The sequence below is a fragment of the Oceanobacillus timonensis genome (assembly GCF_900166635.1).
In the GTDB taxonomy this organism is placed as follows: domain Bacteria; phylum Bacillota; class Bacilli; order Bacillales; family Amphibacillaceae; genus Oceanobacillus; species Oceanobacillus timonensis.
Map to the genome: position 1 here is coordinate 4,269,235 of NZ_LT800497.1, position 24,661 is coordinate 4,293,895.

Below are 24,661 nucleotides of genomic sequence, written 5' to 3' on the forward strand. Positions count from 1 at the left end.
CTATCAATTAATTTTAAAATTCGAAAATTTATTCTTGAAATTGTGTTTATTAATCCGAATACAAAAAGAGTATCATTTATCTTCTAAAGCTTCATTAATTTTAAATCACGATTTTTTATAAATTTCATTTGAAGTAAAGACGTCATTTTTTTCTGCCTCAATTTCTGAAATATCTTTCTTATATGTTTCTCTGGCCATTAACGTAGCAACTGTTGAAATGATACAAATAATAATTAAAAATGCTGCTACATACCAAGGGTTACCATTATTCCAAGCTAATAAAGTTGTTGCGATCAGAGGTGTAAAACCTCCTAATGCAGCAGATACCTGATAAGCCATTGATAGTCCGCTATACCGAACATTGGTTCCAAACATTTCCGTAAAGAAAACAGACTGTACAGCAAACATCATTGTTGGTCCTACCACATAACCTAAAACTACCGCTAACCAGATAACAAAAGTGATTTCGGTATTTAACATTAAGAAGTACGGTACAGAAAAGACTATTAGGAAAATGGTACTTATCAAATATACAGGTTTACGCCCTATTTTATCAGAAAGGGCTCCAAAGATTGGACAAGCAAATATTCCCACGGCTGAAGCTACAAAAATAGCATTTAGTGCAACACTTTCCGGCAACCCTAATTGTGTTGTAACATATGCAATTGCAAAAGCATTCAGTAAATTCGAAGATACCGTTTCTCCTAAACGAGCACCTAACGCAATAAAAATTGCTTTTGGATAAGTTTTAAGTAAATCAATTATTGGTAATTTTGCTTGTTTTCCTTTACTTTTTACTTCTTCAAATGCAGGAGTCTCTTGAATATTGAATCGAATAAATGTACCAACCAATAATAAAATAATACTAATTAAAAAAGGTACTCTCCATCCCCAAGAATAAAAAGCCTCGTCTGGCAACATGCTCACTAAAGAAAATACACCAGTTGCAAGTAACAACCCAGCAGAAGTTGAAGATTGAAGTAAACCTCCCCAGAAACCACGTTTTGCTCTAGGGGCGTGTTCAATAACTAGAAGTGCAGCTCCTCCGTACTCTCCCCCTAGTCCAAACCCTTGTAATAGTCTTAAAACTACTAATAGAATAGGAGCCCAAATACCAATACTTTCATATGTGGGGATAAGACCAATTAAAAATGTTGCTCCTCCCATTATCATCATAGTTATCACAAGGATTTTTTTTCGTCCAATTTTATCGCCATAATGACCAAAAACTAAGCCTCCTATTGGCCTGGCTAAAAATCCAATTGCAAACGAAGCGAACGATGCAATAGTGCCGACTAATGGATCACTATTAGGAAAAAATAAAACATTAAATACTACAGCGGCAGCAGTACCATATAAAAAGAAATCATACCATTCCATTAAAGCCCCAACAAAACTTGCTATAGAAACTTTTCTCATTGAAACTGTTTGTTGACTGCTCATATAATTCTTCCTCCTTTTTCCATGTTAATAATAGCTTTTACCCTTTTTTCATTGTTATTTGTTACTGTTTCATAAGCAGTATTTACTTCGTGATAACTGTAATCTTTTTTGATGACAATTTCTTCATATAAATATCTTTTCGAAGTACTTAGGATTTCTAAAGCTTGTTTCAAGTCTTTTTCTGTATACATTTGGCTTCCCTGTATCACCGTTTCATTAGGAAGCAAAGCAAATATAGGAATCTCCAACTCTTTTTCAAATGTACTAACAATGATTATTTCTGCAGCTGCTGGCTTATAATCAAGAATCTTTTTAAATAACGGAAGGTTTCCTGTACATTCAAAAAATATAGGGCGTTGAATTGTTTTCATAGGAACGTCGTCTATTTGTTTATAAACGTGAAAACCCAATGATTCAGCAAACTCTATTCTTTTACTATCTCTTTCTATAAATGAAACAGTTACATCGAAGTTATCTTGAATATAAATTCCTGATAATAATCCTATTGTACCTGCACCAGTAATTATTACATCCTGTTGTTTCTTTAAATTAGCTTGCTTAGCAGCATGAATAACAACTGCGAGCGGCTCATATAAAACACCAGTCCTTAATGGGAATTCTTCACTTAAAGGTAAAATATTATTTTTAGGAACTGCGATTACCTGAGATAAACCTCCTTCTTTTTGAAACCCTATCACTGTTCGGGATACACAGATATTTGGTTCGCCAGCCTGACAATGTTTACAAACTCCACATCCTATTAATGGATTAATAGCTACTGGTGTATTTTCTAAAAAGTGTTCATTGCCATCATAAATAATACCTGTACATTCATGTCCGAGCACTGCCGGAGGTTTTACTTTAGGATGAGAGCCATGATAGACATGTAAATCTGAACCACAGATACCTACATACTTTATTTCTACTAATACTTCATCAATAGACGGTATAGGTATTTCTTTCTGTCTAACTTTAAATTGCTTAATCGATTCTAATTGTACAAAAGAAATGATAGTTACACCTCCAAAATTAAATAAATTTTATGATAAGAATCTATAAAAGAACATCACTTATGATGGAGTTGATTTATCTACTTCATCCCCATTAGAATAATCAACTCAACAGACATACCCATATTTTTGATCCTGTCAGTAAACTATCTAACTAGAAAAATATCTCTTTTTAAAGTTATCAATGAATGTCTGAATACACTTTATAATCTATTCTAATTTTTAATTTACATCAGCATAAGATAGTTACCTTTACAAAAACATCATTACCTTTAAAGTTATTATATTGTAAACGCATTCAAAAAAGCAACCCCTTTTTTTATTTTTTTCAAAAAAATATGTAAGCTTCTGCACTAAGCTTACATAAATAATTTTCTTCAGTTTTACAGTACGCTCAACTATCAGTCCACTTCTCCTTATAAATCATGATTTAGGAACAACAATTCCTATTTTTACCTTCTTTCATATATCCTCTTCAAACTAGGATACATTTTCAAATACGTTTCATAGATTTCCTCATAAAGCTCATGATGAAGCATATTTGGTTCATACGTTTTAGCCTCAGCAGTTATGAAAAAACGTTCTAAAACAGCCTGATAATGATCAGCCCAACCAAGTTGTATAAAAGCAGGTACAGAGATACCCAATGCAGGCATATACTCACTGTCTGCCGGTACTCTCACCTGAACACCAATGATGTCCGCTAAGATTTGGCACCAAGTAGCGCTTTTGGAACCTCCTCCCATTAACGTTAGAAAATCTTTGTCCCCCGCATCGATGATAAGTTCCATTAATTGTTTATAGGAGAAACATATCCCTTCCATCACCGCTCTAGCCATATCTTTCTTTGACGTTTTCGGACCAATGCCCCAAAAAGCACCTTTTGCATCCGCATCCTGAACCGGAAACCGCTCCCCGTGTATATAGGGGAGAAAAAATATCCCATTGCTTCCTACTGATGCGTTTTTTACTAATTCTTCAAACGCACTGTTCTTATCATCTGTGTCCTCACTTGCGAATGTATCCACAGCCCATTTATGTACATTTCCCGCATTAAGTAGTGGAGCGATGCTAATTGTTAAATGAGGAACGATATGGGCTAAGTGAAACATGCCTTGTATATTTGAGTTAACGTTTTCTTGCACCATTGCTGTCCACCCAGTTGTTCCAAGATAAAAATAGGTATCTCCTTGATGAACTGCGGCTGCTCCCATCGCTGTTGCTCCTGCATCACCACTCCCGCACAAAACAGGTGTATTTTGCAAGAACCCAGTTTCCTCCATAGCTGATGCTGATACATAACCAACAATTTCCTCGGAACCACGCAGCTTCGGAAGCTTGTTTGGATCAAATCCGAATGTTTCCATCATTTCTGGTATCCATGCACGCGTATGTAGATTCATGATGCCAGTCGTTGCTGCAGTTGTTGGATCTGTGACACATGTATTCGTCAATTTATAAATACCAAAATCCTTGGAACTAAAAACAAAGCACTGTGTTTTTTCCATCATTTTTTCCTTATTATTTTTCATCCAAAGTAACTTAGCCAATGGCGTGGATGGACGAATGATATTTCCTGTTTCCGCTTGGATATTTGGGAATCTTTCCATAATGTACGCCGCTTCTTGCTCAAAACGGTTATCGGAATATAGCATGGCTCTTTGACTGGGGTATGCTGGTGAAATCAATATAACATCCTCCATTTGCCCCGTAAACGTAATCGCAGCAACTTGCTCAGCCTCCATGTTTAATTCAGACCACCACTTTTGTGTAATCTCTTTCATTCCTTCCCACCAGTCAGCAGGATTTTGCTCTACCTCTCCATTTTCACCATAATAGGTATCCACATTCACACCATATTCCCCTGTAATTCTAGCTTGCTGATCAATTAAGACACCTTTCACAGCCGTCGTACCAATATCAAAAACCGCAATGTATTTTTTCAAACTCTCACCTCTTTCGGTTGGGGGCCGGGAATGTCAAACCCGTCCCATTTTCGTCTAAAAAGAAAAGTACTGCATGTTTATTCAAAATATAATCCAAGTTGCGCTATCATCATATCTGCGGCAAATAATTTATCTACTTGTTCCTCCTTCACTATAACTAAATTCTACACAAATCCGCCAATTCTTGCATGAAAAATTTCCCCTTGCCTATTCAATTTGGATGATAGTATCCATCGAAATTCCAATCACAAAAACAGAAGCATCAAACCATTCCATTCCATATATTAGAACAGATTGATTTGATGCTTCTATTACGAAAGTATAAAGTAAGCAAGCACACGTCCCATTTTCATGTCACCTTCAAATAAGTCATATACTTGTATTTGATTCATCCTGTAAACGAGGCACTTTTTTTAAAGCTATATTTTCATCTGCCAAAGCTTGCGTATCTATCACCTTCTGTTGCTGGATCAACCGCCTTGCGGGTAAAGCATGTTTCGGCTGGTTGGCAAGAAATGCAGCCTGAACGACGTCCTGATCATCCAGATAAAAAATAGTGAATGCGTCCGTTTCTGCCGATCCTCGTACTACGGTTTTGGACCACGCTTGTGCGTGACCAAAATATTGGAACTGCATATGGTATTGGTCCGACCAGAAATAGGGCGTATACGTATAAGGTGCCGATTGCGGATGCATTACATTTTTTGCAACTGTCTTGGCATGATTGACCGCATGATCCCAATGTTCAATGTGAATGGGCGCACCCTGATATGGCCATGAGGTACAATCTCCAGCCGCATAGATATCAGAGACGGATGTCTCGCCATATGCATTAACAACATAGCCTTGATCTACCTCTAATTGCGAAACCGACACTTCTGTATTGGGAGTTACTCCTACGCCTATCATCACAGCTTGGCAGGGAATCCGCCGCCCTTCTGCTGTGATTGCTTCTTCCACTTTTCCTTCGCCATGAAACTGCGTAACAGCGTCTTCTGTAATCACTTGAACACCATTACGTTTATGCAAATCAAGAAAATACGCCGATGCTTGCCGGCCTACAATATTCTCCATCGGATAAGAAGATCTTTCTACAATCGTAACGTCAACCCCCATTTCACTCAAAGTGGAGGCAAGTTCGGCACCGATAAAACCGGCTCCAATAATAACAGCCTGCTTCACATGTTGCATGTACGCTTTAATAGCTAAAGCATCATCCATTTTTCGTAAATAAAAGATGCCTTTCAAATCATCTCCCGCCAGCGCCAATGTTCGTAAGTTTGTTCCAGTCGCAAGGATGAGTTTCTCCCATTCATAAGAAGAACCATCTTTCGTATCGAGAGTTTTACACCGGGGATCGATGGCCGTTACCTCGAGCCCTAACTTCAAATCGATATCCAACTTTTCATAAATAGCAGGATCCCGTAATAAAATATTTGTATTATCACTCTCCTCCTTCATCCACTCCTTGGATAGCGGCGGACGATCATAAGGCAGTTGACTGTCACGATCCATCAGCATAATCTGTCCCTGATAGCCTTCGTTTCGTAAGCTCTCCGCGGCATGCACACCAGCAATACCAGCTCCAATAATAATGGTTGTATTGACGTGAGGCACCTCATCACCTCCTTTCACGGCTAACCCACACGGATCCATCATATTCAACCGCTTCGTAAACATTCAATGAATCCTCTGCTGGCCCTTCCAATACAGAACCATCCCGGATATCAAAACAAGCAAAGTGTAACGGACACGTCAGACAAGTTCCTTCCAACTCTCCATCGACCAGCTCCGCATATGCATGGGAACATATCCCATCCACAGCATATACCTTTCCTTCTGCACGACCAATCACAATCGTATCTGATTCTGTTTCACATTCCATTAGATCATCGTCTTCAAGCTCTGTACTAGAGCACACATACATATAAGAATCATCTAAGACAGGACTCTCCCCTTTAGAATACGGCATTGTAATCACTCCTGACTTTCGTTTCTATATCATTTATAGAGGATGTTCAAAAAGTCCAATAAAAATGACACGGCGAATTTCTGCGTTGGCTTGCTTCTCCGGTACTCACGTATTATAAAGCATACGCTCCGTTCCTCGAAGCGGCGCCGCCTTAAACTTTCGACGCACACGACGTGCTAGTGTCGGCTTTGCGACAAGGATGTCGCGAACTTAGCCGACTTGATCCTATTTATCGAACTTTTTGAACAAGTATTTATGTGGTTTAGATTGTTATGAAAAAGCAGCTTTCCATTGATTAAAACCAATGAACTGGCTCCGGTTTCAGATTTTGAAAAACATGTTTGGTTTCCTGATATTCTTCCAGCCCTGTTTTGCCAAGTTCACGCCCGATTCCAGACTGCTTATATCCTCCCCATGGTGCATGTGGGAAATACAAATTCACATCGTTAATCCAGACCGTGCCCATTCGCATTTTCCTCACACAACGTTCAGCTTTCGCGATGTTATTTGTAAAGACACCGCCGGAAAGTCCATAAATGGAATCGTTAGCAAGGAAAATAGCCTCTTCTTCATCTCTAAATTTTTCTACCGTAATCACCGGTCCAAAACCTTCTTCCTGCACGACATGCATATCCGTCGTACAATTGGTCAATACCGTCGGCAAGTAGAAAAATCCATTTTGTAAGTGCGGGTCTTCGGGACGGCCGCCGCCAACTGCAATGGTTGCACCTTCCCGCTTACCGGTTTCCACATAATGAGACACTTTATTGACATGTTCCGCTGAAATCAACGGGCCCATTTGAGTGGATGGGTCAAAACCACTGCCAAGTTTTATATTACTGACGCGCTCTACAAGTGCATGAACAAAATCATCATGAATGCTTTGTTCCACCATGAGCCGCGTCCCTGCCGAACAAATTTGCCCGGCATGGAAAAATACTGCGTTCATTGCCTGATCAACAGCTGTTTCAAAATCCGCATCGGCAAAAATAATATTCGGATTTTTCCCGCCAAGTTCCAACGCCAATTTTTTCACATTGGAACTTGCTGCTTGCATAATCTTCTTGCCTGTTTCAATGCCGCCCGTAAATGAAATCAAATCGACATTATCATTTGCCGCAAGTTCAGCACCAACGGTATTACCAGCTCCGAGTACCAAGTTGACAACACCGGCCGGAATCCCGGCTTCTTCCATTAATTCGAAAATCTTTACCGACGTCAGCGGCGTCATTTCACTTGGCTTCATGACAAGTGTATTACCTGCTGCGAGTGCCGGTGCCAATTTCCATGATGCCTGTAACAATGGATAGTTCCATGGTGTTATCTGGCCGCAGACACCGACAGGTTCATGAACCACCCTGCTGGTTGAATGCGGAATAGGGGAATCGATGATATCGCCGCCGTCCTTGTCCGCTATTTCAGCAAAGTAACGAAAAACACCTGCAATATCATCCATATCTCCGCGGCTTTCTTCTACGGTTTTCCCTGTGTCGAGTGATTCCAATTCGGCCAACTGCGCGTGGTCACGTTCGATTAAATTGGCAATGTCATGAACAAACTTACTACGTTTTGCGGCAGGCAGAGCAGCCCACTCCTTATTGTCAAACGCATCTCGAGCAGCTGCAATCGCTAATTTTGCATCCTGCTCATTGCCTTCTGTAACCGGCTCAATAACTTCTTGATTATAAGGATTTATAATTTCTCTTGTTTCTTTGGATTTGGCCTCTGTCCATTCGCCGTTGATAAATATTTTTTTCATACGTTCACCTCATGCATCTTTCCAAATCTTATTTATATACGACCACTTGATCATCTTCAATGGAAACTTGGAAACTACGTAATTTTTTGTCAGGTTCAGCAAGCATAGCACCATCATTTTTAATGTCATATTCAAGCGCATGCCATGGGCAACGGAGGATTTCACCATCTTTAATGTATTCATAGTTGCCATGAATATCCGTACGTTTGGTGTCACCACATAAAACACCTTCTGAAAGTGGTGCGCCCTGATGCAGACACCTATTGACAAATGCGTAAAATTCTCCGTCTTTGGTACGGCAAACAACAATCGGGATTTTTCCTAACGAAGCACTTTTCATCTTACCCGGATCAATTTCTTCTTTATGACACACAACTTCTCTCATCATTCCAGACCTCCTGTCCGTCTTGGTAATTTAGGCAGAGCAGCCCGCGCATTTTCGGAATAAATCTTCTCCTCCAACGTCTCATCTAGTTTCGGGAGCGCCTCTAAGGGGGAATCATAATCCCAATGTGGATAATCGGTGGCAAAACAAATCATATCCTCCGACCCCATTTGATCGACATACTGCATAAATTCTTTCTGGTTTAATTCTTCCACGGGTTGCGTGGTAAAACGAACATGTTCCTGAATAATGCGGCTAGGCATTCGTTTTACCCATGGGATCTCATGACGAAGTTCCTTGTACTGCTGGTCCATCTTTTTCATAAGATGCGGGACATGCGTAAACCCACCCTCAATCATGATAAGATGCAAATCTGGGAATTTATCAAAAACACCATTAAACACCATGTTGGAAACTTCAATCATATGCGCTGTTGGCAACATGGTGTGCCACTCAATAAAATAGCGCGGCCAGCCTCCGAAATGCGTAGGCGGTTCATTATGATGCATACCAATGGATAATTGATAGCGCTGAGCCGCTTCATAAATTGGATGATAATAAGGGTCTCCCCACGAGCGTGTATCAATCGGCAGTAATACTTGCACCATTTTGGGATGCGAACCTACCCGTTCTATCTCACGAACCGCTTGTTGCGGATCCTGTGCTGCAATATGAACCGAACCATATAAGCGGCTGTCCTTTTCCAGCCAATTTTCAATTTGCCAATCATTGTATGCGGTCGCTAAAGCAGCCCCCATTTCATACCAGCCGTGCATGGACGATGGGGAGGGATCTAAGGCTCCACTTAAAATGGCGTATTCATGCCCTTCCGCATCAAGTAATTGTTCTTGCATAAACTTTAGGTCCGTTCCTGCCGCTCCTCCGTCTGGTGTTACCGCATCAGCGCGATCAACACCTGCTACTGTTGGCTGTGTATACGGCATATGTTTTTCCTGCAGCCAATGATTATCTTCTATATATCGTCTCCATGGATTATCCAAGTACGGGAGAAGATCCGAATACATAACTCTTTCATGAACATCTGTATCGATAATACGACGCTTTTGTCGCTTTTTAGGCATATAATCACTCCTCATTTTCTTCCTAAGTAATCATCAAATGAATTTGGTATATCCATGCGCATGAATTAATACACAGTCTACAAAAGCTTCTGATTACTGACAAACCCGATTTCATAAACTGAGTGGCTTCAGTGAAGCTCAGTGAGCCTCAGTGACGTTCAGTGAGCCAATATCTCCAAAATTGCATGAGAAAATATTTTTACATACAATGCTGGCTCTCGATTCATTTCCTAAATCAAATCGGTTAGTATTTCTTTCACTGAACGTCACTGAGCTTCTCTGAGCAAGCTTAATACGTGAAATCGACGGAGAACGTTATTTATCGAGATTGAACGATTCTTTTTTCTGGTTTATCCTACTTGTTAGTCGGCAAATCGTGGCGCCACATATAATTAGAGAACTTTTTCAGGAAGGATGATGATGATTTTACTATCAAAGAAATGGTTTATCCTCGTAAGTATTGGTATTGTACTACTTTTAATGGGTTGCCAAGAAGAATCGAGTAGTAATGTCGCAGAAGAAAACAATGATGCAGCTGAAATCGAGGAAATTGTCGGAATCGAGCCAGGATCAGGAACAATGGATATCGCCGAAAATGCAATTGAAGGCTACGATTTGGATGTCGACCTGATTGAAAGTTCAGAAGCAGCCATGTTATCGGAATTGCAGGGGGCGATAGAAAATGAGGAACCAATTGTCGTCACGCTCTGGGAACCACACTGGTCGTTTCGAGAATATGACTTGAAATTTTTAGAGGATCCACAAGAAACACTAGGTGAATCCGAAAATATACATACAATGGTCAGAGAGGGTCTTGAGGATGAACAGACTTCTGCTTACCAGTTATTGGATAACTTTTACTGGGAAGTAGAAGACATGAATGAGGTTATGGCAAATTTTAGAGATGATGATATAGAACCTCGCGAAGCAGCTTCCGAATGGATCGAAAACAATCGGGATGAAGTTGACACGTGGATGGAGAACGTGGAACCCGTTGATAATGAGGAAATCGAACTAGCCTATGTGAATTGGGATACAGAGATCTCATCAACCAATGTCGTTGCAATTCTACTTGAAGAATTAGGCTACGATGTCACATTGACCGCTGTAGATATGGGAATCGCATTTGAAGCGCTTTCCAATGGTGATGTTGATGGCATGTTAATTGCTTGGCTTCCCGTGGGAGCAGCTTCCTATTATGAAGAGTACAAAGGTGAAATCGTAGACTTGGGTCCAAATTTGGAAGGTGCTCAACAAGGATTTGTTGTCCCAGAATATATGGAGATAGATAGTATTGATGATTTACCAACAAATTAATATGTTAGAAGACTGCCCGTGACATTTCATGTGCAGTCTTTTTGTGCAATAAACATGTGCACCAATAACACCCCGACACCAGTAAATAAACCGGTACCAGGGTGTCATAACATTTGTAGTTTCCCTAGAGATATAGCACGAATCCTAGGACTGCTCCAGTTGTTCAATTCTTTTTTCCAGGTTTTCCGTTGTTCTTAATTGTTCAATCATACGTTTGATTAACTGCAGTTCTGCCTGTGCAGTCATGAGGTGATCTTGTGCATGAATCATTAAAAAACTCGGTTTCGCCTGGTCATCTTGATTTTGGATAAGTTTTGTTTGATACTGATGTCCTTTTACAAATTCTTGATCTGCTTCTTCTAATAGCTTTTCAGCTTCCGTAAAATCGAAGGACTGCGCTTCATCCAGTGCTTCGTATGCTGCACCACGGGCGTTTCCTCCATGCAAGATGAGTTGTGACATAATTTCTTCGTAGTTCATATTCTCTCTCCTTATTAATTCGTTTCCGCTTCATTACTATTCTTTTCTTCGTTCAGTAGCTGTTTATCATATTTACGGAAGAATGGATAGTAAATCAACGCCGCAATAATCGCATTAACAATTTGTACTACTCCTGCTAGCCAGGAACCACCTGTTGCAATAAATCCTCCTAAGAAAATAGGTACCGTGAATGGCGGCTGCACAATAACAGGGGGTAAAATCCCTGTTGCAAAAAGGATATAGTTAATCGTTACAATAACAACTGGCCCCAGTACAAATGGAATAATTAATATAGGATTCAGCACAATCGGCACCCCGAAAATAAGGGGTTCATTGATATTGAATAACGAAGGTATAATAACTGTTTTTCCAACCTGTTTCAATTGTTTGGATGCCGCAAATAAAAGGAAAACAGCTAAACCAATCGTTGCTCCCGATCCTCCAAGATGCGTGAACATATGGAAGAATGGCTCTGTAACAATCCCTGTCGCTTCCGTCCCTTGTCTGACCGCTTCGGCGTTATCTGCCAGGTTGGTCATCCAAAATGGATACACAACAGATGATACGACGTTCATTCCGTGAATTCCCATGGCCCATAAAATAAGCATTAACAGAATCATGCCAAGTGTTGCCCCATAAGAGTTAGAAACGGTTACCAACGGGCTAAATATGTCTAATACAGCTTGAGGTATCGTGATACCGAAATTAGCCCAGACAATCCAAGAAATAATCCATACAACCGGTAAAATAATCATAAACGGAATAATCACACGAAAGGTTCGCATCACATACGGTGGAACCCCGTCAGGCATTTCGAATGTAACCCCTTTTTTAATTAAAAATCGCATGGCTTCTGTCGTAAGAATCCCTAATATAATGGCAACAAACAAGCCTTGACCGCCTAAATATTGCAGAATATCTCCAAATGCCACCTGTTCGATATCCGTAACAGGAAATGCCGTCATGAAGAATGCCAGCATAGATAGCATCCCTGCCATCACAGCATCCATATCCCTGCGACTGGCAAGACTATAACCAATACCAAACGCAACGGTTAGTGCCATTAACCCAAAGGTCAGATTAAATGGGAAAAGAAGTTCTGCTTGAATGGGTTCTACTGCATTTACCCATGCCTGTACAACCCCCCATTCAATGGAATCAGGCGGGTTGGCTATGATAAGAAAAATCGCGCCTGTAATAATAACAGGCAATGCAAAGATAACAAATGCATCACGGATAGATTGCAAATAAATATTCTGCGCTATTTTTCCCAATGGTCCCATGAGATGATCTTCAAGCCATTGATCGAGTTTCATTGCATACTCCTCCTTACTTGTATATCATTTCGCTACGGGCATCTTATTTTTTCATAGCCAGCGCCTGATCCAACACCTTGTCTCCATCCATTAATGCAAACGCCCGTTGATCTACTAATTCTACAGGGACATCATTCTGCTCCCCAATTTTGGTAACTTCTTTTTTCAAATGACGTACTTGTGGTTCTAATAATGCAACATCATATTCACTTGCTTTTTGTTTAAATTCTCCAGTTCCACCTGCATATACTTCCACATCTAACTCTCGTTTCTCTGCTGCCTGTTCCACTTTTTTGGCTAATTGACTTGAAGTAGCTCCCCAGCTGCAAAGAATAATTATTTTTAGCTTGTTATTTTCCATCTTTAACACCTCTTAATTTTTTATTTTTTGTAAACATTGTTTTTGCCATGCTGTCTATTCTCTTATAATGACGCATAATCCAACTGGAGAACCAGCTGGCAACAAATAGACATAATGAAAAAGCAATTCCGAATCCAAGAATCACTCCTGCTGAAGGTTGGTTCGTGATAAGTGCATAAACGCCATATCCAATCCAAATTGTCGATAAAACAGCTGCATACGTAAAAAGAAATTTTTTCAAGCAACCCCCTCCTTTTCTGCTCAAAGCGCTCTCTTGCAGGTCGCATTTACCACTTTTATAACCTTCACTTTATTACATGCAAAAAATATGCCAACACAGCCTGTAAAGAACACAAAAGCCCCATCATAGATATTTCATTTTAAAGGAATTTCTCATAAAAAAAGTGTGCAATAATTATGCACACTTTTAACGAGATAACTTCACAAGCTCTTTTTTTATATGCTCGGGAACCGTAAGATGGAGTTCCTGTTCTAATTTTCGGTGAAAAATTTCCCAAATTGATTTTTCCTTTTCTGTTGGAATGATTTCTTGATCATCCAGTGGAAAAGAAAACATCAGCTTGTCCGGATTGCTCTGAACGCGACTGGCAATTAATCGATCGACTAGTCCGCCAATGTGCATCCACATACCTAACTCTCTTCCGGAGTCCCACTGATAGTAATCACGAACCGGCGGAATACTATTCTGTAAAATATTTGCGATGGATTTTGGATTTCCATAAGTAGTAATTTCCTGCAATCCATCAATAATTAAATGATAGATTTCCTCTCTTTCCACTGCATTACTTTCCATCGAAGCCACCATTGATTTCCTTGTGATTTCCAGCAGTCGATGCATTCTGGATACCCCTTCTTCTTGCAGCAACTCCCATGCAGGTATATACGGAACTCCGTCTATCGTTACCGGAACTGTCCCTATAATGGCAATGACTTCATAATAATTCTGCAACTCATGCAAAACAGAAGTATCATTCGTTGAAGGGTCCACACGGACAGACCGTATTAATACATCTTGATCTGATTGTGAAATTTGTTTTTTTATCCAATCTTCCAGTAACTGCGCTGCGCCTTCTCCAGTAAAACAAACTGTAGCGATAAGACGCTTTTTCTGTACATGTTTCGTTTCCTCTTCTTCTTTAACAAACTTCAGCATTGCTGCTTTTGTATCTTCGTAAATTCCCGACAAAGTCTGTTCCGATACCAATGATTGTCTCCCAGCTTCCATCACCATAGACAAATTCACACTTGAGATGGTTTTTAAAGGTACATCAACATCATTTTTTATCGTGTCACCCATAGTAATAAGCGACCCAATATCTACCAACAGCAAAACACCTTCTATATTTTCAAGTGTTGTTTTAAATTGCTGAATATGCGTTTTTACTTGTTCATACGTTTCTTCAGCAGTAATATGTAATGGCATATCAATCGCATGAATAACGCGGTTTCCTAGCAAATAATTGACTACTTCTGACATGGAAGATGCTGTGGACTTTCCGTGCATCACAAGTAAAACAGCTATTTTTTGATCGTTCATCACAGTCTCGACCGTGTCATTCTCTGGTGTTATAAAATGCGTCATTAATTCAATTTCTTCAGCAGGTAAAGTCATTCCAATTTGTTCCTTTAGATAATAGGCAATCTGATTAGCAGCTTGCCGGTATGAAGCATTCGGATGAACCACAACTGGAATAGGGGTTTTCTTTATATCGTTTCGAAGGTGATTTCGAAAATTCTGCAGGTGTAACCCGAGTACAAAAAGCTGCCTTTTAGGTATTGGAAAACCAAATGTTTCTTTTAATGCTTCCCCTGCATAATGAAGTGTATCAAAAAGATCCTTATCAATTAACTGGTTCCAGCTTTCTCTTTGGTTTTGAAGATGTCTGTATTTTTGATTCAATTCCGATATATAATCTATCACTACCTTTTCTAAAACTTGAGTCGATTTTTTCGAGTTTTTGCTGGTAGAATCAAAATACTGATAGATGTTTGGAACATTAGCGGAATCCTTCCCTGTATCGTGCTCAATATCCAGCGGAACTTTTTTCTTTTTATTCTCTGTATTATTTTCACTATAACCAAGAAAATCTTCCAGTTTGATAACTACATGTTTCCTATCGCTATTTAAATAACGATAATAAGCATGTGCACAAGCAATTTGAATATCGCTCTTCAGCTGCCCTATATTGCCTGGACAGTCGTAAGTAAGGAAAGCTTCGCGGCAATCTGCTTCTATAGAGAGTGTTGTACTCATTTTGGCAGCTTCTTCTTGAAGAAAAGAATCAATCAGCTTTTCTCTTTCCTTATAAGTTCTTTCCCGCAACGGCGGAATATTTAATTTGATCGAAAAACGCCGCAGCAATGTTGGAAGAAGGACATCATCCGGATTCTCTGTTGTTGCACCAATAATTGCTACCTCTGCAGTCCGTTCGTGTGTCGCATCGCCTAAACGATGATACGTTCCTTTATCCATAAGATAAAATAGCATTTCTTGGCCGGATGGAGGAAGACGGTGTATCTCATCTAGGAAAAGAATACCTTTATGCGCCATATCGACCAGTCCTCTTTTATCCTCATCCGCTCCTGTAAAGGCGCCTTTTTTAATTCCAAAAATCTGACCGATTAACAGTTCTGGATTCTGGGCATAATCCGCGCAGTTAAATGATACAAAAGCATTGTTATCTAGCATACTTGCTTGTTCAACCGCCAATTGCGAAAGTTTTTCAGCTAGATAGGATTTACCAGTTCCGGTTTCCCCTGTAAAGAGTATTGGCAAAGGACGAGATGGATAAGAAAACGCTGCCATTCCAGTTTCTAATATAGGACGAAGCGCTTCCTCCGAACCGATTAAATCCATTTGTTCACTCTCTGAGGATTCAGATGTTTCTAAAGCATAGCGTACTGGTTTACCAGATATTTTGTTAGCTTTATTTCTTTTTACTAAATCATTCAAATATCTACTTGCAGTAGAACGGTCAATATTCAATTGTTCTCCTACTTCCACAGCAGTTACTGCTTCTCCTTTCAATTGGCTTAAATATTGATAAATATCCGTTATTCGACTCATACGTATGAACCTCATTTGTATAATATTATTTACGTTCTCTATAACTCTATCATAACAGTAGATAACCAAAAATACATGTGTCTAATCTGTGTATGACGTTTGCACACATATATTGACCATCAAAAGAAAGCTGCTATATCAATATTTAATATAAATGGCACAAAATTTGCAATATTAATTTTAACAATACAAGAGGAGGGGACCTCAAAATGAAAGCGCAAACATTTTACGTTAACAAATCTTATTGATCAAAACGCTTTATACGTTGAAAGAAAATTTAACAATGAGGAGTGAAAGAAATGCAAAAACGTGGTAAACGGTGGCTGAGTTGTTTCGCTATATTTATTCTTTTCCTGTCTATACAAAGCCCTGCTCTAGCAGATAATAACACAACGGAAGAAGGCGCAAGTGAAATAGAATTCATTGAACAAGAAAACGGACCTGTACTTGGGTACTCTTCTACATCTGGTGTAGAGATAATTCAAGAAGGAGCCAACCAATTTAAAGACCTGAATCAGAATGGTGAATTAGATGACTACGAAGATTGGAGGTTATCTACAGAAGAAAGAGCAGAAGACCTTGCATCAAAAATGTCAATAGAAGAAATTGCAGGGCTTATGCTATACAGTTCTCATCAAAGTATTGATTCTGCTGAATTGACAGACGAACAGAGTAGCTATATAACAAATGATAACCTTCGTCATGTATTGATAACGAATGTGGAAAGCCCGGAAACAGCAGCACAATGGAATAATCATGCCCAGATTTTGGCTGAGAGCTTAGGGTTAGGTATTCCATTAAATAATAGCTCTGATCCGAGACATGGTATTGACGCCAGTGCAGAATTTAACGCTGGTGCCGATGGAGAAATATCTATGTGGCCAGAGACAATCGGTTTAGCTGCAACATTCAATCCTGATATTGTGGAACAATTTGGGCATATTGCTGCGGAAGAGTATCGTGCACTTGGCATTGCTACTGCTCTATCTCCACAAATTGATATTGCAACAGACCCACGATGGTATCGATTTCCGGGTACATTCGGGGAAAACTCCGATTTAGCAGCTGATATGGCAAAAGCCTATGGAGACGGTTTTCAAACCTCCAGTCAGCAAGATGAAATAGCTGATGGATGGGGACATACAAGTGTCAATACAATGGCAAAACACTGGCCTGGCGGTGGAACAGGTGAAGCAGGACGTGATGCACATTACGCTTTTGGAAAATATGCTGTTTACCCAGGCGATAACTTTGATGAGCATCTTCTCCCTTTTTTAAATGGCGCATTTGATCTAGAGGGAGGCACAGATTCCGTCTCTGCTATAATGCCATATTATACCATTCCTTGGAACCAAGATGAGCAGTATAACGAAAATGTTGGTAACTCCTATAGTAAATATATTATTCAAGACCTTCTCAGAGATAAATATGATTATGATGGTGTTGTCACAACTGATTGGGGAATTATCGGAGATCCAAATGAAGATATCGAACAATTTGCAGGCGGAAAATCTTGGGGAGTAGAAGAACTTTCTGATCCGGAAAGGTTCTATAAAGTTCTGATTAATGGCGTCGATCAATTTGGTGGAGTAGATGAAGCAGACGGAATTTTAGAAGCATATCAACTTGGTGTCGATGAGCACGGAGAAGAATTTATGCGTAATCGTTTCGAGGAATCTGCTGTTCGTTTATTAACAAATATTTTTCAAACTGGCTTATTTGAAAATCCTTATTTAAAAGTTGAAGAAACAACGGAAACTGTCGGCAACTCTGAATATATGGAAGCAGGATTCGAAGCACAACTTCAATCGATTATCATGTTAAAAAATAAAGATAACGTATTGCCTCTTCAAACAGAGGATAATGAACAACTGACAGCATATGTGCCCGAAAGATGGTTCCCTACTGAAGAAAGCAGCTTTGGAGGAGACGGTGAAACCCCAGAAGGAGAATGGGCTTCCCCTCTTAACCTGGATATTGTTGAAGATTATTTTAATATTACTACTAATCCAGATGAAGCAGACTTTGCGTTAGTTGGAATAGAAGGTCCAGATGGCGGACTCGGTTATTCATCTGAAGATGTTGAAAACGGAGGAAATGGTTATTTCCCAATTACGCTGCAATATGGGGAATATACAGCTGAATATGCTAGAGAAGAAAGTATTGCTGGAGGGCATCCAACAGAAGAATCTGCTAACAGGTCTTATAAAGATAAAACTGTCACTGCATCCAATACAAAAGACCTTGACTTAGTACTTGAAACAAAAGAAAAAATGGGGGACAAACCAGTAATTGCTTCCGTTTCTATGACCAATCCCGCCGTTTTAGCAGAATTTGAAGAAGAAGTAGATGCCATTTTGGTAGATTTCGGTGTCCAAGATCAAGCAGTATTAGAAATATTATCAGGTAAGGAAGAACCTTCCGGATTACTTCCATTCCAAATGCCAGCTAATATGAGAACGGTAGAAGAACAATATGAAGATGTAGCTCATGACATGGTAGCTTATGTCGATTCAGAACGAAACACTTATGATTTTGCATTTGGCCTAAATTGGGATGGCGTTATCCAGGATGAAAGAACTGAAAGATATGAATTTGATGGAGCGTCCGGTAATGAGCTTCCTGAGACAGCTACCTCCATGAATGTTTATTTGGTCACCGGATTTGTATTACTTCTTTTAGGCGGGGTATTTCTAGTCATTCAACGAAGAAAAAACATATAAATTAAATCCGTTTGTAATCAGGTTATTCATTGAGTAATAACGAATTTGATTTCACAATACAAAAAAGTGTGCACTTGCTTTCAGAAACCATATGCTACACTTCTTATATTTCTTCAACACGTCGAATAAGTGATATTAATCATATAAACAAAAAAGTTTCCTTCATTCTCAAAGGAAACTTTTTGTTTATATGAACATTTATATAGGAAGCTTCCAAGCGGACTCGAACCGCTGACCCCCACCTTACCATGGTGGTGCTCTACCAACTGAGCTATGGAAGCAATTGGCTCCACAGGTAGGATTCGAACCTACGACCGATCGGTTAACAGCCGATAGCTCTACCACTGAGCTACTGTGGAATATAGATTTAATCCAAATAAAAAAATAAGCCTGGCAACGTCCTACTCTCGCAGGGGGAAGCCCCCAACTACCATCGGCGCTGAAGAACTTAACTTCTGTGTTCGGCATGAGAACAGGTGTGACCTCTTCGCTATCGCTACCAGACCTACACGATGTAGGTCGTTCGATGTTGTCCACAAGGACGTGAACGTTTTTAATCGAACATCCTTCAATATTTTCAATTAGGATTTGCACCCTGAAAACTAAATAAGAGTAACGTGACAAACAAAAACTTAGATAAGTCCTCAATCGATTAGTATCCGTCAGCTGCACGTGTCGCCACGCTTCCACCTCGGACCTATCAACCTCATCGTCTTTGAGGGATTTTACTCACTTGAAGTGATGGGAAGTTTCATCTTGAGGGGGGCTTCATGCTTAGATGCTTTCAGCACTTATCCTTACCACACGTAGCTACCCAGCTATGCTCCTGGCGGAACAACTGGTACACCAGCGGTGTGTCCATCCCGGTCCTCTCGTACTAAGGACAGCTCCTCTCAAACTTCCGACGCCCACGACGGATAGGGACCGAACTGTCTCACGACGTTCTGAACCCAGCTCGCGTACCGCTTTAATGGGCGAACAGCCCAACCCTTGGGACCGACTACAGCCCCAGGATGCGATGAGCCGACATCGAGGTGCCAAACCTCCCCGTCGATGTGAACTCTTGGGGGAGATAAGCCTGTTATCCCCGGGGTAGCTTTTATCCGTTGAGCGATGGCCCTTCCATGCGGAACCACCGGATCACTAAGCCCGACTTTCGTCCCTGCTCGACTTGTAGGTCTCGCAGTCAAGCTCCCTTCTGCCTTTACACTCTTCGAATGATTTCCAACCATTCTGAGGGAACCTTTGGGCGCCTCCGTTACCTTTTAGGAGGCGACCGCCCCAGTCAAACTGCCCGCCTGACACTGTCTCCGAACCGGATTACGGTCCTGGGTTAGAATGGTCATACAGTTAGGGTGGTATCCCACGGATGCCTCCACGTAAGCTAGCGCTCACGTTTCAAAGGCTCCCACCTATCCTGTACAAACTGCACAAACATTCCATATCAGGCTACAGTAAAGCTCCACGGGGTCTTTCCGTCCTGTCGCGGGTAATGCGCATCTTCACGCATAGTATAATTTCACCGGGTCTCTCGTTGAGACAGTGCCCAAGTCGTTGCACCTTTCGTGCGGGTCGGAACTTACCCGACAAGGAATTTCGCTACCTTAGGACCGTTATAGTTACGGCCGCCGTTTACTGGGGCTTCGATTCAGAGCTTCGCCCGAAAGCTAACTCTTCCTCTTAACCTTCCAGCACCGGGCAGGTGTCAGCCCCTATACTTCGCCTTTCGGCTTCGCAGAGACCTGTGTTTTTGCTAAACAGTCGCTTGGGCCTATTCACTGCGGCTCAGACTCAGCCTGAGCACCCCTTCTCCCGAAGTTACGGGGTCATTTTGCCGAGTTCCTTAACGAGAGTTCTCCCGCTCACCTTAGGATTCTCTCCTCGCCTACCTGTGTCGGTTTGCGGTACGGGCACCTATGATCTAACTAGAGGCTTTTCTTGGCAGTGTGAAATCCGGAACTTCGGTACTTCATTTCCCTCCCCGTCACAGCTCAGAAATATGTCAGACGGATTTGCCTATCTGACTTCCTCGCATGCTTGGACGCACATCCATCGGTGCGCACTCCTTATCCTCCTGCGTCCCCCCATTGCTCAAACAATCATGAGGTGGTACAGGAATATCAACCTGTTATCCATCGCCTACGCCTGTCGGCCTCGGCTTAGGTCCCGACTAACCCTGAGAGGACGAGCCTTCCTCAGGAAACCTTAGGCTTTCGGTGAAAGAGATTCTCACTCTTTTTTCGCTACTCATACCGGCATTCTCACTTCAAAGCGCTCCACCAGTCCTCACGGTCTGACTTCTCTGCCCTTTGAACGCTCTCCTACCATTGTTCGTAAGAACAATCCGCAGCTTCGGTGATACGTTTAGCCCCGGTATATTTTCGGCGCAGCGTCACTCGACCAGTGAGCTATTACGCACTCTTTCAATGATGGCTGCTTCTAAGCCAACATCCTGGTTGTCTGTGCAACGCCACATCCTTTTCCACTTAACGTATACTTAGGGACCTTAGCTGGCGGTCTGGGCTGTTTCCCTTTCGACTATGAACCTTATCACCCATAGTCTGACTCCCAAGCGGAAGTAACTGGCATTCGGAGTTTGACTGAATTCGGTAACCCGGTAGGGGCCCCTAGTCCAATCAGTGCTCTACCTCCAGTACTCTATTGCTTGAGGCTAGCCCTAAAGCTATTTCGGAGAGAACCAGCTATCTCTGTGTTCGATTGGAATTTCACCGCTACCCACACCTCATCCCCGCATTTTTCAACATACGTGGGTTCGGGCCTCCAGTCAGTGTTACCTGACCTTCACCCTGGACATGGGTAGATCACACAGTTTCGGGTCTACGACCGTATACTCACTCGCCCTGTTCAGACTCGCTTTCGCTGCGGCTCCGTGTCTTCCACTTAACCTTGCATACGATCGTAACTCGCCGGTCCATTCTACAAAAGGTACGCCGTCACCCATAAACGGGCTTCGACTACTTGTAGGCACACGGTTTCAGGTTCTATTTCACTCCCCTCCCGGGGTGCTTTTCACCTTTCCCTCACGGTACTGGTTCACTATCGGTCACTAGGGAGTATTTAGCCTTGGGAGATGGTCCTCCCGGATTCCGACGGAATTCCACGTGTTCCGCCGTACTCAGGATACACTCCGGAGGAAACGCTTTTTCGATTACAGGGCTGTTACCTTCTTTGGCTGACCTTTCCAGGTCGATTCATCTAAAGCATTTCTTTGTAACTCCAATGGAATGTCCTACAACCCCAAGAAGCAAGCTCCTTGGTTTGGGCTCTTTCCGTTTCGCTCGCCGCTACTCAGGAAATCGATGTTTCTTTCTATTCCTCCAGGTACTGAGATGTTTCAGTTCCCCGGGTATGCCTCACCTACCCTATGTATTCAGATAGATGTCCTGTTCCATTACGAACAGTGGGTTCCCCCATTCGGAAATCCTCGGATAATAACATTTACTTACAACTCCCCGAGGCATATCGGTGTTAGTCCCGTCCTTCATCGGCTCCTAGTGCCAAGGCATCCACCGTGCGCCCTTATTCACTTAACTAAAGTTTTTGAATAAGATGGCTGATTACTGAATGTAATCATTTGTGTTGCTATATCCATAGCTTTTTGCCTTATTTCTAAAGTTTGATGTCGTTGTTACTCTTATTTAGTTTTCAAGGTACAAAAATGGAGCCTAGCGGGATCGAACCGCTGACCTCCTGCGTGCAAGGCAGGCGCTCTCCCAGCTGAGCTAAGGCCCCGTAATCATAATATGTTTAGATGGTGGGCCTGAGTGGACTCGAACCACCGACCTCACGCTTATCAGGCGTGCGCTCTAACCAGCTGAGCTACAGGCCCATCTAAATGTGGAAGAGAATTGCTCTCTCAAAACTGAACCAAACAACCAAGTACGAATTCCGTAATATATCCTTAGAAAGGAGGTGATCCAGCCGCACCTTCCGATACGGCTACCTTGTTACGACTTCACCCCAATCATTCGTCCCACCTTCGGCGGCTGGCTCCTAAAAAGGTTACCCCACCGACTTCGGGTGTTACGAACTCTCGTGGTGTGACGGGCGGTGTGTACAAGACCCGGGAACGTATTCACCGCGGCATGCTGATCCGCGATTACTAGCGATTCCGGCTTCATGCAGGCGAGTTGCAGCCTGCAATCCGAACTGAGAACGGTTTTCTGGGATTTGCTAAAACGTCACCGCTTCGCTTCCCTTTGTTCCGTCCATTGTAGCACGTGTGTAGCCCAGGTCATAAGGGGCATGATGATTTGACGTCATCCCCACCTTCCTCCGGTTTGTCACCGGCAGTCACCTTAGAGTGCCCAACTAAATGCTGGCAACTAAGATTAAGGGTTGCGCTCGTTGCGGGACTTAACCCAACATCTCACGACACGAGCTGACGACAACCATGCACCACCTGTCACTTTGTCCCCGAAGGGAAAACTCTATCTCTAGAGCGGTCAAAGGATGTCAAGACCTGGTAAGGTTCTTCGCGTTGCTTCGAATTAAACCACATGCTCCACCGCTTGTGCGGGTCCCCGTCAATTCTTTTGAGTTTCAGCCTTGCGGCCGTACTCCCCAGGCGGAGTGCTTAATGCGTTAACTTCAGCACTAAGGGGCGGAAACCCCCTAACACCTAGCACTCATCGTTTACGGCGTGGACTACCAGGGTATCTAATCCTGTTCGCTCCCCACGCTTTCGCTCCTCAGCGTCAGTTACAGACCAGAGAGTCGCCTTCGCCACTGGTGTTCCTCCACATCTCTACGCATTTCACCGCTACACGTGGAATTCCACTCTCCTCTTCTGCACTCAAGTCCTCCAGTTTCCAATGCACGTTTGCAGTTGAGCTGCAAGATTTCACATCAGACTTAAAAAACCGCCTGCGAGCGCTTTACGCCCAATAATTCCGGACAACGCTTGCCACCTACGTATTACCGCGGCTGCTGGCACGTAGTTAGCCGTGGCTTTCTGGTCGGGTACCGTCAAGGTACGATCAGTTACTATCGTACTTGTTCTTCCCCGACAACAGAGTTTTACGATCCGAAAACCTTCATCACTCACGCGGCGTTGCTCCGTCAGACTTTCGTCCATTGCGGAAGATTCCCTACTGCTGCCTCCCGTAGGAGTCTGGGCCGTGTCTCAGTCCCAGTGTGGCCGATCACCCTCTCAGGTCGGCTACGCATCGTCGCCTTGGTGAGCCATTACCTTACCAACTAGCTAATGCGCCGCAGGCCCATCTGTAAGTGACAGCAAAAGCCGTCTTTTAACTCCTCATCAGGTGATGGGAAGTGTTATCCGGTATTAGCTCGCGTTTCCGCGAGTTATCCCAGTCTTACAGGCAGGTTGCCTACGTGTTACTCACCCGTCCGCCGCTCGTTCCACGAACTTCCCTCCGAAGAGTTCCGTTCGCTTCCCGCGCTCGACTTGCATGTATTAGGCACGCCGCCAGCGTTCGTCCTGAGCCAAGATCAAACTCTCCATAAAAGTGTTTGAAACGTTAGCTTTCAGAAGTCAACTTCTGACTTATTTTTTAAGAAAAACGAGGTTGTCTTTCTTCTTTCGTACTGGTTGTTTTGTTCAGTTTTCAAAGAGCAATTATTTAATCTATCGTTTTTAGCGACAAGATATAATTTATCATGTTTCGTTTTTGTTGTCAACAACTTTTTTAAAGTATTTTGTCGAAGTAGTTTCGCTTTATTTCGTTTCTTTATGACAACAAAAATTAATATACCATAGAAAAAACAGAAGGGCAATACTTTTTTACAAAAAATT

15 protein-coding genes, 4 tRNA genes and 3 rRNA genes are annotated in these 24,661 nt (G+C 42.0%); 2 read left to right on the forward strand and 20 right to left on the reverse strand.

The window, feature by feature from the left end:
- Positions 1–105: 105 nt before the first annotated feature.
- From B7E05_RS20965 to B7E05_RS21000, 8 genes are all read right to left on the reverse strand, one after another.
- Positions 106–1,443, reverse strand: a complete 1,338-nt coding sequence (locus tag B7E05_RS20965) for an MFS transporter (protein ID WP_080876021.1) — start codon at positions 1,441–1,443, stop codon at positions 106–108.
- Positions 1,440–2,456 (reverse strand): zinc-dependent alcohol dehydrogenase, encoded by a 1,017-nt coding sequence (locus tag B7E05_RS20970; protein WP_342745032.1) that lies wholly within the window; start codon positions 2,454–2,456, stop codon positions 1,440–1,442. Before B7E05_RS20970 ends, B7E05_RS20965 begins: the two co-directional genes overlap by 4 nt.
- A gap of 449 nt (positions 2,457–2,905) precedes the next feature.
- Positions 2,906–4,399, reverse strand: coding sequence for a xylulokinase (locus tag B7E05_RS20975; protein ID WP_080876023.1), 1,494 nt, complete (start codon positions 4,397–4,399; stop codon positions 2,906–2,908).
- 369 nt (positions 4,400–4,768) lie between these two features.
- The gene (locus tag B7E05_RS20980; RefSeq protein ID WP_143833276.1) at positions 4,769–6,016 is read right to left on the reverse strand and encodes an NAD(P)/FAD-dependent oxidoreductase; all 1,248 of its coding nucleotides are present in this window, start codon (positions 6,014–6,016) and stop codon (positions 4,769–4,771) included.
- Between the two features lie 4 nt (positions 6,017–6,020).
- Positions 6,021–6,371 (reverse strand): Rieske (2Fe-2S) protein, encoded by a 351-nt coding sequence (locus B7E05_RS20985; protein ID WP_080876024.1) that lies wholly within the window; start codon positions 6,369–6,371, stop codon positions 6,021–6,023.
- 295 nt (positions 6,372–6,666) lie between these two features.
- Positions 6,667–8,130 carry a betaine-aldehyde dehydrogenase gene (betB, locus tag B7E05_RS20990; protein WP_080876025.1) on the reverse strand — a complete coding sequence of 488 codons (1,464 nt, stop codon included), beginning with the start codon at positions 8,128–8,130 and terminating at the stop codon, positions 6,667–6,669.
- A 28-nt stretch (positions 8,131–8,158) separates the two neighbouring features.
- Entirely contained in the window at positions 8,159–8,515 is a 357-nt protein-coding gene (locus tag B7E05_RS20995) for a Rieske (2Fe-2S) protein (protein WP_080876394.1), read from the reverse strand.
- Positions 8,515–9,597, reverse strand: a complete 1,083-nt coding sequence (locus B7E05_RS21000) for an amidohydrolase family protein (protein WP_080876026.1) — start codon at positions 9,595–9,597, stop codon at positions 8,515–8,517. The genes B7E05_RS20995 and B7E05_RS21000 overlap by 1 nt, the downstream gene beginning before the upstream one ends.
- A gap of 420 nt (positions 9,598–10,017) precedes the next feature.
- Here B7E05_RS21000 and B7E05_RS21005 point away from each other — a divergent pair, with 420 nt between their 5' ends.
- Positions 10,018–10,914, forward strand: a complete 897-nt coding sequence (locus tag B7E05_RS21005; RefSeq protein WP_080876027.1) for a glycine betaine ABC transporter substrate-binding protein — start codon at positions 10,018–10,020, stop codon at positions 10,912–10,914.
- 144 nt (positions 10,915–11,058) lie between these two features.
- Here B7E05_RS21005 and B7E05_RS21010 read toward each other — a convergent pair whose 3' ends face one another.
- The 5 genes from B7E05_RS21010 to B7E05_RS21030 form a co-directional block, all read right to left on the reverse strand.
- The gene (locus B7E05_RS21010) at positions 11,059–11,394 is read right to left on the reverse strand and encodes a PTS sugar transporter subunit IIA (RefSeq protein WP_080876028.1); all 336 of its coding nucleotides are present in this window, start codon (positions 11,392–11,394) and stop codon (positions 11,059–11,061) included.
- Between the two features lie 14 nt (positions 11,395–11,408).
- The gene (locus tag B7E05_RS21015; protein ID WP_080876029.1) at positions 11,409–12,710 is read right to left on the reverse strand and encodes a PTS sugar transporter subunit IIC; all 1,302 of its coding nucleotides are present in this window, start codon (positions 12,708–12,710) and stop codon (positions 11,409–11,411) included.
- Positions 12,711–12,753: 43 nt separating this feature from the next.
- Positions 12,754–13,071 carry a PTS sugar transporter subunit IIB gene (locus tag B7E05_RS21020; protein ID WP_080876030.1) on the reverse strand — a complete coding sequence of 106 codons (318 nt, stop codon included), beginning with the start codon at positions 13,069–13,071 and terminating at the stop codon, positions 12,754–12,756.
- Entirely contained in the window at positions 13,061–13,312 is a 252-nt protein-coding gene (locus tag B7E05_RS21025; RefSeq protein ID WP_080876031.1) for a hypothetical protein, read from the reverse strand. The genes B7E05_RS21020 and B7E05_RS21025 overlap by 11 nt, the downstream gene beginning before the upstream one ends.
- A gap of 186 nt (positions 13,313–13,498) precedes the next feature.
- Positions 13,499–16,159, reverse strand: coding sequence for a sigma 54-interacting transcriptional regulator (locus tag B7E05_RS21030; protein ID WP_179134606.1), 2,661 nt, complete (start codon positions 16,157–16,159; stop codon positions 13,499–13,501).
- A gap of 299 nt (positions 16,160–16,458) precedes the next feature.
- On the opposite strand from B7E05_RS21030, the gene B7E05_RS21035 reads away from it, so the two are divergent.
- Positions 16,459–18,882, forward strand: coding sequence for a glycoside hydrolase family 3 protein (locus tag B7E05_RS21035; RefSeq protein ID WP_080876033.1), 2,424 nt, complete (start codon positions 16,459–16,461; stop codon positions 18,880–18,882).
- Between the two features lie 208 nt (positions 18,883–19,090).
- Here B7E05_RS21035 and B7E05_RS21040 read toward each other — a convergent pair.
- The 7 genes from B7E05_RS21040 to B7E05_RS21070 all read right to left on the reverse strand — a co-directional run bounded on the left by B7E05_RS21040 (position 19,091) and on the right by B7E05_RS21070 (position 24,373).
- Positions 19,091–19,163, reverse strand: a tRNA-Thr gene (locus B7E05_RS21040).
- A gap of 3 nt (positions 19,164–19,166) precedes the next feature.
- A tRNA-Asn gene (locus B7E05_RS21045) sits at positions 19,167–19,241 on the reverse strand.
- A 29-nt stretch (positions 19,242–19,270) separates the two neighbouring features.
- Positions 19,271–19,386, reverse strand: a 5S ribosomal RNA gene (rrf, locus tag B7E05_RS21050).
- Positions 19,387–19,514: 128 nt separating this feature from the next.
- Positions 19,515–22,436: ribosomal RNA gene (locus B7E05_RS21055) — 23S ribosomal RNA — on the reverse strand.
- A 126-nt stretch (positions 22,437–22,562) separates the two neighbouring features.
- Positions 22,563–22,635, reverse strand: a tRNA-Ala gene (locus tag B7E05_RS21060).
- A gap of 20 nt (positions 22,636–22,655) precedes the next feature.
- Positions 22,656–22,732: transfer RNA gene (locus B7E05_RS21065), tRNA-Ile, on the reverse strand.
- A gap of 76 nt (positions 22,733–22,808) precedes the next feature.
- Positions 22,809–24,373: ribosomal RNA gene (locus B7E05_RS21070) — 16S ribosomal RNA — on the reverse strand.
- Together the 16S, 23S and 5S rRNA genes with 4 tRNA genes alongside form the textbook arrangement of a ribosomal RNA operon.
- Positions 24,374–24,661: the final 288 nt, after the last annotated feature.

Excerpts from the sequence above, each read along its gene's own strand:
- B7E05_RS21020 (WP_080876030.1), bottom strand. The coding sequence starts at position 13,071 with ATGGAAAATAACAAGCTAAAAATAATTATTCTTTGCAGCTGGGGAGCT.
- betB (WP_080876025.1), bottom strand. The coding sequence starts at position 8,130 with ATGAAAAAAATATTTATCAACGGCGAATGGACAGAGGCCAAATCCAAA.
- B7E05_RS20985 (WP_080876024.1), bottom strand. The coding sequence starts at position 6,371 with ATGCCGTATTCTAAAGGGGAGAGTCCTGTCTTAGATGATTCTTATATG.
- B7E05_RS20965 (WP_080876021.1), bottom strand. The coding sequence starts at position 1,443 with ATGAGCAGTCAACAAACAGTTTCAATGAGAAAAGTTTCTATAGCAAGT.
- B7E05_RS21010 (WP_080876028.1), bottom strand. The coding sequence starts at position 11,394 with ATGAACTACGAAGAAATTATGTCACAACTCATCTTGCATGGAGGAAAC.
- B7E05_RS21030 (WP_179134606.1), bottom strand. The coding sequence starts at position 16,159 with ATGAGTCGAATAACGGATATTTATCAATATTTAAGCCAATTGAAAGGA.
- B7E05_RS20995 (WP_080876394.1), bottom strand. The coding sequence starts at position 8,515 with ATGAGAGAAGTTGTGTGTCATAAAGAAGAAATTGATCCGGGTAAGATG.
- B7E05_RS21035 (WP_080876033.1), top strand. The coding sequence starts at position 16,459 with ATGCAAAAACGTGGTAAACGGTGGCTGAGTTGTTTCGCTATATTTATT.
- B7E05_RS21015 (WP_080876029.1), bottom strand. The coding sequence starts at position 12,710 with ATGAAACTCGATCAATGGCTTGAAGATCATCTCATGGGACCATTGGGA.
- B7E05_RS21005 (WP_080876027.1), top strand. The coding sequence starts at position 10,018 with ATGATTTTACTATCAAAGAAATGGTTTATCCTCGTAAGTATTGGTATT.
- B7E05_RS21000 (WP_080876026.1), bottom strand. The coding sequence starts at position 9,597 with ATGCCTAAAAAGCGACAAAAGCGTCGTATTATCGATACAGATGTTCAT.